17 protein-coding genes and 1 pseudogene are annotated in these 14,099 nt (G+C 42.2%); 7 read left to right on the forward strand and 11 right to left on the reverse strand.

Annotated features, from left to right (window positions below; translation table 11 throughout):
* The first annotated feature begins 12 nt into the window (after positions 1-12).
* Complete coding sequence (locus IEY42_RS06970; protein WP_188924585.1) at positions 13-969, forward strand: sensor domain-containing diguanylate cyclase; 957 nt, start codon at positions 13-15, stop codon at positions 967-969.
* Positions 970-1,043: 74 nt separating this feature from the next.
* Here IEY42_RS06970 and rraB read toward each other — a convergent pair whose 3' ends face one another.
* The 6 genes from rraB to IEY42_RS22350 all read right to left on the reverse strand — a co-directional run bounded on the left by rraB (position 1,044) and on the right by IEY42_RS22350 (position 5,726).
* Positions 1,044-1,454 carry a ribonuclease E inhibitor RraB gene (gene rraB, locus IEY42_RS06975; RefSeq protein WP_188924586.1) on the reverse strand — a complete coding sequence of 137 codons (411 nt, stop codon included), beginning with the start codon at positions 1,452-1,454 and terminating at the stop codon, positions 1,044-1,046.
* Positions 1,455-1,523: 69 nt separating this feature from the next.
* Positions 1,524-2,267, reverse strand: coding sequence for a 1-acylglycerol-3-phosphate O-acyltransferase (locus IEY42_RS06980; protein WP_188924587.1), 744 nt, complete (start codon positions 2,265-2,267; stop codon positions 1,524-1,526).
* A 198-nt stretch (positions 2,268-2,465) separates the two neighbouring features.
* The gene (locus IEY42_RS06985; protein ID WP_188924588.1) at positions 2,466-3,233 is read right to left on the reverse strand and encodes a metal ABC transporter permease; all 768 of its coding nucleotides are present in this window, start codon (positions 3,231-3,233) and stop codon (positions 2,466-2,468) included.
* A 4-nt stretch (positions 3,234-3,237) separates the two neighbouring features.
* The gene (locus IEY42_RS06990) at positions 3,238-4,143 is read right to left on the reverse strand and encodes a metal ABC transporter solute-binding protein, Zn/Mn family (RefSeq protein WP_188924589.1); all 906 of its coding nucleotides are present in this window, start codon (positions 4,141-4,143) and stop codon (positions 3,238-3,240) included.
* Positions 4,127-5,350 carry a hypothetical protein gene (locus tag IEY42_RS06995; protein WP_188924590.1) on the reverse strand — a complete coding sequence of 408 codons (1,224 nt, stop codon included), beginning with the start codon at positions 5,348-5,350 and terminating at the stop codon, positions 4,127-4,129. Before IEY42_RS06995 ends, IEY42_RS06990 begins: the two co-directional genes overlap by 17 nt.
* A gap of 85 nt (positions 5,351-5,435) precedes the next feature.
* Positions 5,436-5,726 (reverse strand): ABC-type zinc uptake system zinc chaperone, encoded by a 291-nt coding sequence (locus tag IEY42_RS22350; protein WP_229779960.1) that lies wholly within the window; start codon positions 5,724-5,726, stop codon positions 5,436-5,438.
* A gap of 230 nt (positions 5,727-5,956) precedes the next feature.
* Between IEY42_RS22350 and IEY42_RS22580 the strand changes: the two genes are divergently transcribed.
* On the forward strand, positions 5,957-6,082 hold the full coding sequence (locus IEY42_RS22580) for a hypothetical protein (protein WP_268244263.1): 126 nt from the start codon (positions 5,957-5,959) through the stop codon (positions 6,080-6,082).
* A gap of 11 nt (positions 6,083-6,093) precedes the next feature.
* Here IEY42_RS22580 and IEY42_RS07000 read toward each other — a convergent pair whose 3' ends face one another.
* On the reverse strand, positions 6,094-6,420 hold the full coding sequence (locus IEY42_RS07000) for a hypothetical protein (RefSeq protein ID WP_188924591.1): 327 nt from the start codon (positions 6,418-6,420) through the stop codon (positions 6,094-6,096).
* A 128-nt stretch (positions 6,421-6,548) separates the two neighbouring features.
* On the opposite strand from IEY42_RS07000, the gene IEY42_RS07005 reads away from it, so the two are divergent.
* Positions 6,549-8,198: a mechanosensitive ion channel family protein gene (locus IEY42_RS07005; protein WP_188924592.1), complete on the forward strand. Its 1,650-nt coding sequence runs from the start codon at positions 6,549-6,551 to the stop codon at positions 8,196-8,198.
* Between the two features lie 61 nt (positions 8,199-8,259).
* Here the strand turns inward: IEY42_RS07005 and IEY42_RS07010 are convergent, their stop codons facing one another.
* Positions 8,260-9,093: a MaoC family dehydratase gene (locus IEY42_RS07010; protein ID WP_188924635.1), complete on the reverse strand. Its 834-nt coding sequence runs from the start codon at positions 9,091-9,093 to the stop codon at positions 8,260-8,262.
* 287 nt (positions 9,094-9,380) lie between these two features.
* Between IEY42_RS07010 and IEY42_RS07015 the strand changes: the two genes are divergently transcribed.
* Positions 9,381-10,160: a methyltransferase domain-containing protein gene (locus tag IEY42_RS07015; RefSeq protein WP_188924593.1), complete on the forward strand. Its 780-nt coding sequence runs from the start codon at positions 9,381-9,383 to the stop codon at positions 10,158-10,160.
* 19 nt (positions 10,161-10,179) lie between these two features.
* Here IEY42_RS07015 and IEY42_RS07020 read toward each other — a convergent pair whose 3' ends face one another.
* Positions 10,180-11,088, reverse strand: coding sequence for a TraB/GumN family protein (locus IEY42_RS07020; RefSeq protein WP_188924594.1), 909 nt, complete (start codon positions 11,086-11,088; stop codon positions 10,180-10,182).
* 52 nt (positions 11,089-11,140) lie between these two features.
* On the opposite strand from IEY42_RS07020, the gene IEY42_RS07025 reads away from it, so the two are divergent.
* Entirely contained in the window at positions 11,141-11,449 is a 309-nt protein-coding gene (locus IEY42_RS07025; RefSeq protein ID WP_188924595.1) for a prephenate dehydrogenase, read from the forward strand.
* 69 nt (positions 11,450-11,518) lie between these two features.
* On the opposite strand, the gene IEY42_RS07030 is transcribed toward IEY42_RS07025, so the two are convergent.
* The gene (locus IEY42_RS07030; RefSeq protein WP_188924596.1) at positions 11,519-12,043 is read right to left on the reverse strand and encodes a DUF3016 domain-containing protein; all 525 of its coding nucleotides are present in this window, start codon (positions 12,041-12,043) and stop codon (positions 11,519-11,521) included.
* A 208-nt stretch (positions 12,044-12,251) separates the two neighbouring features.
* A complete protein-coding gene (locus tag IEY42_RS07035; protein WP_188924597.1) occupies positions 12,252-12,761 on the reverse strand; it encodes a DUF4240 domain-containing protein in 510 nt (169 codons plus the stop codon).
* Positions 12,762-12,827: 66 nt separating this feature from the next.
* Here IEY42_RS07035 and IEY42_RS07040 point away from each other — a divergent pair, with 66 nt between their 5' ends.
* Positions 12,828-13,232 carry a hypothetical protein gene (locus IEY42_RS07040; protein ID WP_229779955.1) on the forward strand — a complete coding sequence of 135 codons (405 nt, stop codon included), beginning with the start codon at positions 12,828-12,830 and terminating at the stop codon, positions 13,230-13,232.
* Between the two features lie 43 nt (positions 13,233-13,275).
* Positions 13,276-14,062, forward strand: a pseudogene (locus IEY42_RS07045) (response regulator).
* Positions 14,063-14,099 lie beyond the last annotated feature (37 nt).

Below are 14,099 nucleotides of genomic sequence, written 5' to 3' on the forward strand. Positions count from 1 at the left end.
CGGATAATAATTATGTCTAATGACCAAAGTGCGATGAATGAACTTCACTGGCTAATTGATATGGTACAAACCATTGAAGTGGGCCTAGTAGTGCTTGATCGCGATTATAATATTCAGCTGTGGAACGGGTTTATGGAAAACCACAGTGGCGTGTCGCCTAACTCTATTAAAGGTGGCAACCTGTTCGAAAAGTTTCCTGATTTACCTGGCGACTGGCTTAAACAAAAAATGGAATCGGTATTTTTATTAAAAAACCGTACATTTATCAGCTGGGAACAACGGCCATACGTGTTTAAGTTTAAAAACTATCGTCCGGTGACGGGTCGTGCTGATTTTATGTTTCAAAACGTCACGCTATTGCCGTTGGCATCGTTAACCGGTGAAATTACCCATATCAGTATTATTGTTTATGACGTAACAGACATTGCAGTCAATAAGCTGCAATTAAAGTCTGCCAATGAGCAATTAGAAGAGCTGAGCCAAACAGACGGTTTAACCCAACTGCACAACCGCCGTTACTGGCAAATTTGCATGGAAAAAGAGTTTGAACGTCATTCGCGCTATGGCGACACTTCAACCTTGGTAATGATTGATATTGATCACTTTAAGCAGGTCAACGACAAATATGGCCACCCTGCTGGCGACAAAGTCATTCAGCACATTGCTTATTTGTTAAAACAGTCGCTACGTGAAACCGATTGCGCCGGGCGCTATGGTGGTGAAGAGTTTGCCGTAGTGCTCTCTAAAACCACAGCAGAAGAAGCCTTGCACTTTACTGAACGGTTAAGAAAACGCATTGAAGAGTCAGAAATTGCTTTTGAAAACCGCCTAATCAAAGTCACGGTGAGCTTAGGCATTAACGATTTAAGTGAACAGCTCGACAACAGTTCAAACTGGTTATCGGGAGCCGATAAAGCACTCTATATCGCCAAACAACAAGGGCGTAATAAGAGCATCGTATTCAAATAGCTTTAAATTGTAGCGGCACAAAAAACGCTCATCAATGATGAGCGTTTTTTATATCAGTACGTTAACGGTATCGATTAATGAAACGAATCTGCGTTCTCTTCATCATCTTCTTCGTCATCCATATCAACATCGTCACCAACAAAGTAAGTGCCCCATCCGTCATAATCCACTTTTTGCTTCACGGCGAGCTGTATCAACTGTTCGCAGGCTTTATCAAGCAATGGCGCTTCCAGTTTATGATAAGCAATCGCATCAAAACAGAAAATAACTGAACCATCTTCAAGTTCCATTTCTTCAGCATCGTTAACTTCAAAGCCAAGCTTAAATGCATCAACAGCGGCTTTTTCTAAACGATCAAAATTGGTCGCAGAAAAATGATGTTCAATTGTATATTCCGCATCAGGCTCTGAACCATCAGCAAGTAAGGCATCAACAATTTCGCGGTTTTCAGCAAATTGCTCTTTTAACTGACGCTCGACAGACATGGATTACTCCGTTAATAAACACAAAAATTTTAGCCAATTATACTCAAACTCAAATAAGTTGCGAACTTATCACTCAGGTTTAGTCGTTACTTTTTGATTTAACGCTAATGCTTCCTGGTTTATCTCAGCCAACTTGGTCGACATGGCTTGATGCACTTTCGCACTAAACGCTTTTACATCACTTTTAGTCAAACCTTCTGTCGGTATTGGCTCCATCATTTCAACAATCACCACGCCGTTATTCCAGCGATTTAAATTAATGTGATTTTGACAAGACGCCAAGACGGGTACTACAGGCACCTGTGCACTAATGGCTGTGTGAAACGCTCCCACTTTAAAAGGTAATAAACCACGCCCACGCGAGCGAGTTCCCTCAGGGAAAATCCATACAGACAACAGCTTGGTTTTCATTTTTTCAACGGTTTTGGCCATAGTATCAAACGCACTATGACGGTTTTTGCGGTCAATCAGAATATTACCCGACAACCAATAAATTTGGCCAAACAATGGCATCCACGCCAAACTTTTTTTACCTAAACTCACCGTACCCTTTGGTACGGCAGAAGTATGGGTAAATAAATCAAAGTTATTTTGGTGGTTAGCTAAATAAATACACGGCTGTTGTTTGTCACTCACTGGATTGGTTCGGGTGATCACTTTAATACCAAGCACAGGGGCAACAGATGAAAAAATCTTGGCTATGACATGTACGTTGTCGCGATGCATTGGTCTAATAAGACAAAAAACAATTGCAAATACAAAGGCTAAAAACAATAACACGGCGAGGATAATTGAACGAACGATAAGCAGCACAGCATACTCCTGCAAAATAATTGGCGACAGTATAACCATGCAGGTCTAGGGACTCAATTATTTTGTTTACATATGTACGCTGAAATACTCTGCCCTGCAATACAGGGCAGAATAACGCGTTTTATGTGACAGCCATACAACAGTCCCTAAACGCAACACTGTTAGGGCCCATGGTTGATGTCATAGCAAAGCGGATAGCTAAGCAGCGGTCGAACGAAGTTTCATTAACTGTCTGAACACGAGCGCGCTGATCGCTAACGTCGCGACAATCGCAGCGCCACTGGGCAAATCGTAAGTTGCAGACAATAACAGCCCTGCAATATAACCGACGATTCCTACAACATATGCCCAGGCTAGCTTAGATTTACCGGTATATTTATTTAACGCCAATGCCGGTAATATCAAAGAGCTAAACACTAAGTACACTCCAACTAACTCTACCGATAAGGTAATCACTATCGCAAATAAAAAGTAAAAACCAGCACCATCAAGTAGCTGAGGCCTAAGCGTAATTAACGCTAAAATAGCAGCAGACACCACTGCAGGTAACACAAGTTGCGACCAACTTACCCACAAAATCTGCCCAGACATTAATTGCTTTAACAGCTCAGCACCATGGGGATCATTCGCCAGCAATAGCATGGCAGCCACAGCACTTAACACATAAAAGCAGCCAATCATTGCTTCAAGCTCACCGGTTAGCTTTTTAGCCATCCATGCAATCACGCCAGCACCTGCAAGCGCAAATAATGCTGGCATCCACACATGCACAAAAGGCATATCTTCTACACTATGATCCATGTGCGAGACTATTGCCCCTAGTGCTGCAACTTGAGCAATGGCTAAGTCGATAAAAATAATACCGCGCTTAAGCACTTGCTGTCCTAACAACACATGAGTCGATAACACCAGCAAACCAGCCACTAACGCTGGCAGCAATATCGATAATAGCTCAGCATCCAACATAAGCTTATTTCACCCCGTTAAGTAGAGCGAATAAGCTGTCATATAGGCTGAATAAGTCTTTGCTTTGCTCATTCCCACCCACAGACATAGGTAGCATCAATACCGGTAAGTTAGCACGTTCACCTAACCATTTTGCACCACGTTCATCTTGATATGACGCCACAATCACCGCCATAACATCACCTTGCTCAGCGCGAGTCAATAAGCTTGCTAGGTGACTACTTGTGGGGGCTAAACCCGGCTTTGGCTCAAGATCGGCCACTTGCTCGATCCCCGCCCAATGAAATAAATAACGGAAGCTAGAATGATAAGCGATGACCTTTTTACCAGCTAATCCTTTAGCCTGCTCTCGCCACTGAGGGATTTTGGCCTGCCAGCGTTGGCTAAAATCAGCTAATGATTGCTGATATTCGCCGCTGTTTTGCGGATCGAGTTTAATCATCTTTGCACTAAGAGCCTGAGCAATGCTCAGCATACGCTCTGGATCTAAGTGTAAGTGAGGGTTACCTTTGGCATGTACGTCACCCATTGAACGATCAACACTCGCCAGCTTATCTAAGGTATCGACTTGTTCTGCTGCAAAAAACAACCCTTTATCAGTAGATTTGACCTTGGGGTTAGATGCTTTCATCTGCAGCATAGGCAGCCAGCCGATCTCTAAATCGGCACCCGCACACACCACTAAATCTGCCTGGCGCATTTTAGCAATTAAGCTCGGGCGCGCCTGCACTTGATGGGGATCTTGCATGGCTGTCGTTGCCGAATAGATGTCGGCTGAAGGGGCTAAAGCTTTGGCTAAAGCCGCATATTCAACCTCACAAGCAAATACATTTAGTTCCGCTTTTGCTGTCGCGGTAAACAACAGTGGCATTGCAGCCACTGCTAAAAGCAATTTAGAATTGATGCGCACCGTGAGCTCCTAGTGTCATAACGTATTGTAAAGTGAAGATATTATCATCCTCGACCCCATCAAAGTTAGTTCCATCTTGATGAGTAAACTGAAAACGAACTGCTGTGAAATGGCTGCTATGCCAAGCAAGACTAACTTCGGTTTCTTTCAGCTTTTGTGGATCGAGGTGATCTTCGTGGATTTCATAAGTATCCACTTCACCATAACGCACACCAGCGGACCAGCTTGGAGAGAACTGATAAACACTGCTTAAATACCAACCTTCATGATAATCGTCATCACTGATTTCATGCTCATCCATGTCATCGATATCTTCAACGTGTCCTGGTTCTTCACCAAAAATATCCGTCACCCTGAAGTATTCACCACTAACGGTTAAGTTCTGATATTTGTAGTTACCATTAGGAGCCCACTTATAGACAAAGTCTGCAATGTAAGTATTCTCACCAGTGTAAGACGCGCTGTGGCTATGTTCATGCTCTTCTTCGCCTTCATGCTCTTCTTCGCCTTCATGCTCTTCTTCGCCTTCATGCTCTTCAGCATACGCTAAGCCATTTTCATTGCGTAAATAACTTAATCCAAGCTGCCAAGAGCTTTCGATACCAATATCACCACCAATTTTGGTTAGTGCAGTAAATACACCTACATCGTCAAAATCACGATCGCCATGTTCATCTGCAGCGCGCAAGCTATCCCCAGAGAAGGCTTCAACACCCATGGTCCAGTACAGATCAGTTGGCGCTACGTAACTTAAGCGAATACCATCATCAAAATAATGGTTACCTAAAAATGCACGGTATGCGGCTGGTCGCTCAGTAAACGAATCGGTATGTTTATGTTGGTTATTTAAATAACCAATATCAGATAAAAAACGACCTGCTCGAGCAGAAAGGCCACTTGGTAGTGCCAGCGTTTGGATAAAGGCTTCTTCCAAATTTAATTCAGTTTCGCCATCAGCCGACTCAATCACGGCTGTGACTTTACCGTAAAAGTTGTCATCAATATTGGCACTTAACGCTAACTCCGTTTCGCCGAGGCCAAAGCCTTCTTCACGCTCAGCTAAAGGACGATCACCCGTTTGGTAATAACCATCTAAAACGGCACTAATATTAGGGTTAGTTAAGCTTGAATCCTCAGCCATTGCTGAATAAGAACTAAACGCACATGCTAGTGCTAATAAAGAAACGCGAGTGTTTAACGCAGACATATTATCTCCAAAATACAACAAATAGCCGTTATCCGATTTTCATAAACCGATAAATAACGGAAAAATAATTAATTACAGTGTTGGACTAACGAGATACAGGCGGGGCACGACTTTGGTAGTAAGCTTGAAATGCGCTAACAAGACAAGGCAATATAAATTGTTGGCGTTCAAAAGATTGCTTCGTTGCTATAAAAACAAGTTCACTGGTGTGGATTGTTTTATTTAGCTGATGTTGATGAAAACATAAGGTGCAGTGATTTTGCACCCCATCATCAAGATGGCGAACCGAGTGCGCAGAGGCAGCAATAGACAATAGGATCAAAATGGCGCTAAGCCAGATCGCAATAGTTTGTCTAATGTGAATGCGTGAACTCAAAGACACTTTAATCCATCAAGTTAATAAAATTAGGTATAAGTGTAAAATAGCCGTGCTTAAAAGCAACAGATAGATTGTGACAATTCATGACGAAGATTATCATTTCACTCATAAACGATTATAAAGTAGTTGATATAGTGATTAATAAAAGCCATTTTAAGATAAGCTTAAGCTGTGACTCATAACATAACGACTGATATTCACATAGACAGGCATAAAGGGCTCATTCCATGGCACAATTTATTCGCGAAAACATTGGCATTATCTTAATCATGCTTGTTGTTGGTATCGTCGTACTGGGCGGAATTTACTATGTTGAGTCGTCTTTAGAAAGCCAAGTTATTGTGGTTGATTAACCATTCACTCATTACAATTTGCTGTCAACGCCGCTGTCATCAGCTGGCGCTTCAACCATTTTTAAATGATCCATAACGTGCGACAAGCCGACAACAATCACAGCTAATATCACCAAGGGCGTGGTTATCGTCGCAGCGCCATCAACAAAATAGCCTACTGCGGCTGCAATAACCCCACCATAAAACCCTGCTATTTTGGCCATGGCCAATGATTTATTATGCCCAAGCCACGCACCACAATGTGGGCATTTTACTTCAACCGATAACCCTTTACCGCGGCTTTTAGTAACTTTAGCAATCGAAAAATGTTTGTAGCAATGAGCACACTGCAGAGCCATGTTGAGTATCCTAAATCAATAATGCGCGCAAGTTTACCAAAATAGCCTCCGAATAGCAGCGCCAACATAGCTACAGTAGTGGTTTTCTATTATCCTATTTGCAACTTAGCCACAAAGGACGATCTAAGATGTTACGGACTTTAACTGCTTTATTGATACTGATGACCTCATTTTTGATGGCTCAATCAGCATTAGCACAAGACACCGCCCCGCAAATACCCGCCAGCAACAGCACACAAATCGACACTAGCACTTTCAATAAAATATCGTTGTTACAGCAAACCATCAATAATGAAGCCAAATTACTGCCGAACGCTAAAGGTGAAATTCGTACCATTATTGAATATCGCATTAAGAACAAATCATCTGAACTACGCGATGAAATCGACCAGCTGATAGCTTCCGGCACAGCCGATCCGCAATATCTGGTATCACTGGTACAAAATCAAATCGATTTTTTAACTAAAGTGATTCACTCGCTTGATTTAGACGTTACTCAATTAAGGAGTCAATTGGGCAATGATGATGACAGCAAAATTATTGCTGCAATCTCGGATCGCGAGTTTGAACGCGACCATTACCTCAAAGCAACATTCGAAACCCTACAATGGGCAGAAAAGTTAAACCTTAATGTCAGCCAGCAAAAACAAACCTTCACAGAATTTATGCTGCTACGTGCTGACCAATTTGACAGTTTAGTTCGATACACCCAGGACGAATTACAAAAAGCCGTCGCAGAAGCTAGCGCCGCGGGAGCAGACATTAGCTCAGAGCAAAAAGCCAAGGTGGTGGTTTTCAAAGAACGCTTAGAACAAAGCAGCTCAAGCTTAGCCAGCTCTGCCTTTATTCTTGAAGGTTTAGGCAAAGATGTCTCGCAAATAAAGCAAACGTTATTTAGCATTTCAGGTGACATCACCCAAGATGTGCTTAATTTCAGCGTTGCCTCAAACTTACTGCAAGGCTGGGCTAAAGTGTTAAAAAATCAAACCATCAATAACGGTCCTAGCCTCACCTTCAAAATAGTGGTGTTTTTACTCATTCTGTTTATTACCAGTCTCGTCGCAAAAATCGTCACTAAAATTATATCAAAAACAGTTCGCGCATCTAAACTGCAATTTAGCCAATTACTGCAAGAGTTTTTTATCTCGCTATCGAGTAAAGTTGTTTACGCTCTAGGGGTATTAATTGCGTTGTCACAGCTTGGTTTTGAGCTTGGGCCATTACTGGCAGGCTTTGGTATTGCTGGGGTAATTATTGGTTTTGCATTACAAGACACACTGTCAAACTTTGCTTCAGGTATGATGATCTTAATTTATCGTCCCTTTGATGTCGGCGACTTAATTAACGCCGCTGGGGTGACAGGCCGAGTTAGCCACATGAGCTTAGTGTCGACCACCATCAAAACACTCGACAACCAACGCTTAATTGTGCCCAACAATAAAATTTGGGGCGACACCATTAATAACATCACCGCTGAACGGCAACGCCGCGTCGATTTAGTTTTTGGAATTGGTTATGGCGATGACATTCCACATGCTGAAAAGATTTTAAAAAGCATTGTTGAGCAGCACCCTAAAGTGCAAGCGACACCTGAACCTATTGTAAGATTACACACATTAGGCGAGTCATCAGTGGACTTTGTTGTAAGACCCTGGGTAAAACCTGATGACTACTGGGAAGTATACTGGGACATTACCCGCGAAGTTAAAATGCGCTTTGACGCTGAAGGCGTCAGCATCCCGTTCCCGCAGCGCGATGTGCATATTTACCAAAAGTAATCACGCCCAAACAAAAAAGCTCAAGCCATATGACTTGAGCTTTTTTATTGCATTATCAAAACTAAAGGTAAGTCACGCTACCGTGTAAATGCGGCCTACGACCTTTCGCATCACGCATTTCAAAGCTTTTGCCATTGTCGATACTTTCAAAGGCAAACGTCACTTCCGATGGCATAAATACCGGTAATTTAAATTCAACATCAACCTGAAAAGCGCGTTCACCAATGTGCGGCATCAATTGCGATAACGCCCGGGCTTTTGACCACATACCATGAGCGAGTACTCGTTCAAAACCAAAGCGTTTAGACAATAATGGGTGCAAATGTATCAAATTATAATCACCCGATGCTTTAGCATAACGGCGGCCTAAGTCTTCGGTTAAACGCCATTGCTGAACGTTTTCCCAAGCCATTGCCGATGCCTTAGGCGGGCGAGTACGACGACCAGTTGATTCAATACGATATAAATAGGTCGACAATGCCTGCCACACTAACTCATCTGCAACAAACACCTTAGACACTAGGTCAAACTCAAGCCCCGAGTCAGTATGACGACTGTCGGTGAGTTCACATTGTACAGTTAAATTTTCATCTGCATGCACTGGACGGAACGCACTAATACTGTTTTTTAAATGGATCATCCCCAACAATGGGAAAGTTACCGCTTTATGCGTAAAAATAGTCGCATGTAACCGAAAAGCCCACACATATAAATAGGTTGGTGGCAGTATTGAACCATCAAAGTCAAAACCACACACTTCAGCATATTGACGAATTTTCTCTGGCGACGCTATCACGTTCGACGCTTGCACATAAATGTTCGGCAATGGCTTTTGATCCCATCCGGGTTTACGTCCGAACAAGATTTTGCGATACAGAGACAAAAGCGAAGGCATCGCTTTTAATTCAATAGCATAGTCGTGGCTCACAATGATTTACCTTAAATAGGCAGCCCAAACTGATGCGCTGCAAAAAAGTGAATCGTTTATTATACCTTACAGAGTCTTAGTTACTAAACTGCTAATTGATTATTACGTTTAAATCTTAGTATGGTTAATCGTTATTTTGATGTTATCGACAAATCTTATTTACCTTATTAATACAATTACTGATTTTTCTTTACCTTTTTTAAGTCAAAATGAGACAATTGTTCTATTCAACCTGACCACAATTGTATTCCACAGTGCAAGATAAAAACTTCGATAAACTTAGCCTCAAATTTGCGAAAAACATTTACGGCACAACTAAAGGTGAAATTCGCGCAGCCGTATTATGGCGTGACTTAGCTCCTGCATTAACAAACCTTGAACCACCTCGTCTGCGCATATTAGATGCTGGCGGCGGCTTTGGTTTCTTAAGTCAAAAGCTCGCGGCTTTAGGCCATGATGTGGTGCTTTGTGATATTTCGGAGCAAATGCTTGCGTTAGCTAAACAGCAAATTGCCGAGTCTGACACCCCCTTATCAATTGAATTAGTCCATAGCCCTATTCAAGCATTAACCGTTGAACAGTTTGGGCAATTTGACGTTATTTTATGCCATGCCGTTGCCGAATGGCTTATCGATGCTAAAAGCACCTTGCAAGGCTTATTGAAACTGCTAAAACCTAGCGGCTTATTTTCATTGATGTTTTATAATAAAGAAGCACTGCGTTTTCACAGTTTAGTGTCGGGTAATTTTGATTATGTACAGCGTGATCTTGTGGTTAAAAAGAAGATTGGTTTAACCCCTACTCACCCTTTATACATCGAAGATGTGCGTCAATGGTTTAACGAATGGCAAATGCACATCCAGACTCAATCTGGAGTGAGGGTTATAAACGATTATTTAAAACAGCATTTGCCGCCTAATTTTGACACTCAGCAATTGATTGAAATGGAATTAGCCTATTCACAACGCGAGCCCTATTTATCGCTCGGTCGTTATGTACATTTTTTAGGGCAATCATCAACCACACCATCGTAATGATTGCCACGAATTGAGATTAGCATTGTAATAAGGTGCAGCGCGTTACGGTGGCACCTTGTTGTCTCAACAATTCAGGAATGGCCTGTTGACCAACAATATGTCCCGCACCGACCACAATAAATAAGTGCTCTTGCGCTTTACCTTGTAGCAATTGGATAATCTTTTGGCTCATGGTGTGATTGCGCTTCCAGAGTAACTTGTCTAAAAACTCATCCGACTCTCCGGCCTGCGACTCCATAATAGTGGCCAGTGCATCAGCATCGCCTTGACGCCAAGCATTGATCAAATCAAGCATTTCTGCATCACTGGCATTAATGGCTTCATCGAGCATTTCCAGTTGGGTTTTATGTGAAAACGATGAAATCAATTCAAATTGAAACTCAATACTTTCAAGCTCAATCAGTGCTTTACTGCTGCGATTTTCAGTAAAATAAGTATCAACCCCTTGCTCTGTACTGTAACCAAGCTCAGCAAAACGACTGACACTGATTTTAGTTGACTGAAGCCAAGGAGCATATGGCGTTAACGCCTGACACATCGCCTGATGACTTAAGCAATATTGTTGGCGTGTGGCATCAACATCTGCTGCAATATCGGCAGACAACGCACCATATTGTTGTAATAACGCACCCGCATTCCCCTGGGACACATCAGCCTCAATGACCAAGGCGTCAGACTGCTTAAAAGCTGACTCTATATGCTGCCCTAATGGGTAAAAATCTGCACGCCCAATATGGATAGAACCTAACAAATACGCCTGCTGATCTTGATAATTAATTTTATAAAATACTGGTGAGTCTAATGCCGCTACAGGCCATACTGCCGCACATAAAATCAGGGCGATAACACGACCGCAATGTTGCTGTAAACGACGATTAATCAAGCTGATATTCAAATTAAACCGACTTTTCCTTGTTGCCTGCATAGCAGCTCCTTATAATTAGTCATATTCTTTGCACAAGCACCATGGGGCAATTATGCCGTACACCAATGTTTTTCTACAGATAAAAGAAAACCTGCAAATAGCCTACCGACAAGCAATTGATTCTGACGCTCGTCTTGATGAATTACGTAAAGCAGGCCACGGTAAATTTGTTGCCATATTTACTGAAGATCAAGGTTTTACTGAAAACAGCAATCGCTTTTTACCTTATGTTCAAGAGCTGGTTGCCGAGTTTGATGCCATGCAAAATAGCGCTCATGTTGCCCCTGAAACACTCGAAGTCTTTGTTAAAAAGCTTGCCACGCTTCTGCAAACCCTACAAGTGTTTAAGCTTTCGAAGTAATCTAACTGGCAGATTAAAAAATAAAAGCTCCCATTGAGGAGCTTTTGCTTTTTTAGCGTAAAATGAAAACTATAACTGCGGTGCTACTGTCTTTTGCAACCACTCAACAAATAGCCGTGTTTCATATTGAAAAGGTCTGTCACGCATACGACTTGAGTGATGCATAAAGCTCATATCAGTGATTTTTTCATCACCCGCAATTACGACCTTATCGCCCTCTTTAACACTGTAGCTAAAGGTTGCTCTTGGCGGATAAAGGTCTTTAACGATACGCAAATCCCCCGGTGTTGCCCCAAATGTAGGACGCATATCACCGGCTAAATCGATATCGGTCACTTGCATATGCAAGGTTTGCCCCGGCTTTAGGGTCTTTTCAGCTTGTTTATTGATGTTTTTGGTTAAGGTTTCAAATAAACGATTCTCGAAACGAGACTGTAGCTCTGCCGAGGTTTTAATGTCACGAAACTCTTTTGGATTTTGCCATTCAATCTTAACTACACCCACTTCAGTTTGCGGGTTAGGTTCAGGCACATCTTCTGCCAACGCCACCTGACAGGTTAATGCCGAAGCAAGCAATAAGTATTTTACGTTCATAATAAACCTCCAAAGGCCCATCAGTCATACACCATTAACAGGCTACACTCTCTGCTAACGCTGTTAATCAATGAGATTAGACAATATTGTGGGTGAGCTATCAGCAATCATTAATGCCTAATCCCCCACTTTTGCATCTTGATGTATTGACTTTAGCGCGACCAAGCTGAACCACGGCTTAACAACTCAATACTAATAAACGCTGTTCTTAAAAAGGAAAGCGTGCACTCAGTAATGGATAGGTTTGGCGCATCAATTTTGGCTTAGTACTGAACTTTTTACCCACGGGGGTATTTTGCCCAGACGGTACAAAGGGTAATTCATGACCGGTGCGATCTTCGTAAATTTGCCCGGCGATAAGATCATAATCTTCAACAAAGGGATAAGCGTAGTCATCTACTAACGGCCAATGCGCCAACTCACCTAAACAGTCAGGGTTAGCCACCACTTTGTCGTACCATTGTTGGCCTAACGACAATAAAAAACATCTAAACTCAGCAAAGCCATAATCCGAATCGCACCCAGTAATAATGTAGGCTGCGCCCCAAACCGACCACAAATAGCTACGACGTAATTGTTGCCCCATCATTTTATCAAACGCTTTAAGTGACTCATCATCTAAAGGTTGTAATTTTTTGCGTAATTGCTGCGCCATGTCATCAGAAGATAAGCCTGGTTGTTCGCGTGTTACCAGTGCCCAAAAATCGGTTTCTGTCATCAAAATATACCCACCTAGCGTGTTTGTGCGATATTCTACCTGAAATTTTCTACCCAGATGATCAATATGAACCAGATTGCACAGTCCACTATGCCATTACGAGTAAAAGCCTTGGTATGCTTGTACATGTTACTCACTCTTATCGCCTTGTGGCGCATGACCACCTTTTACGCCTTTGACTTGCTCACGTTAGGCGTATTGCCGCTGTTATTTGGTATTCTTACCCGCGCAGCTTGGACCAAAGTAGTGCTTTTTGTTTATCTTGGTTTGCAAACTATTGGCCTCGCCGCCGTGAGCACTGCCGCTATTATTGCTTATCAAATTACACCTGATGACGTCAATTTAGTGTTCCAAGGTTACAACATTCCGTTAATTCCACTATGGTTAGTATTGGCCTCATTAATTGGCTTTCAATGGTGGGTGGGGCTGTCTAAGGTCATGACGCAATATTTAAGCTCAAGATCAGCTTAAGTAACCAAAATAACAATCAAAATGTCAAAACGGAAAACAATCTATGTCAAGTTTGTCACTTAATGATCTGTCGATATTATTGCTAGAACCGTCTGATACACAAAGAAAAATCATTATGTCCCACTTGCAAAAAGAAGGAGTAAGCAGCATCCAAACTGCAACAAGTATCGATGAAGCAAAAGCGATAATTTTACGCCATAAACCGGACTTGATAGCCAGCGCACTCCACTTTGCCGATGGCGAAGCGTTTGATTTATTGCAATATATCAATAGCACTCCAGCACTCAATGACATTCAATTTATGTTGGTATCAAGCGAATGCCGCCGTGAACAATTAGAGATTTATAGGCAATCTGGTGTCGTGGCTATTTTACCGAAACCCTTTAATGCAGAGCATTTAGTCACCGCGCTTCATTCAACCATTGATTTGTTGAGTCACGACGAGCTCGATTTAAGCCATTTTGATGTGCACAATATTAGAGTACTGGTGGTAGACGACAGTCGCATGGCGCGTAACATCATTAAACGAACCATTGCGAATTTAGGCATGCAATTGATTACCGAAGCAGAAGACGGTGCCCAAGCCATTAAACTGATGCAAGACACAATGTTTGATTTGGTACAACATGCCCTCTGTTGATGGTTTAGCGCTGACCCAATATATTCGCAACCAAAGCCAGCAATCACACATACCTATCCTGATGGTGTCATCAGAAGCGAACGACACACACTTAAGTAATGTGTTTAGTGCTGGCGTCAATGCCCTTTGCGATAAGCCATTTGAGCCACAATTGGTCAAGAAAATCCTTTACCAATTGCTCGAAGAGTAAATACGCTTACTTTTACGGCATTATTTAGGCTTATTTT

It is taken from the genome of Shewanella algicola, assembly GCF_014648035.1.
Taxonomy (GTDB): domain Bacteria; phylum Pseudomonadota; class Gammaproteobacteria; order Enterobacterales; family Shewanellaceae; genus Shewanella; species Shewanella algicola.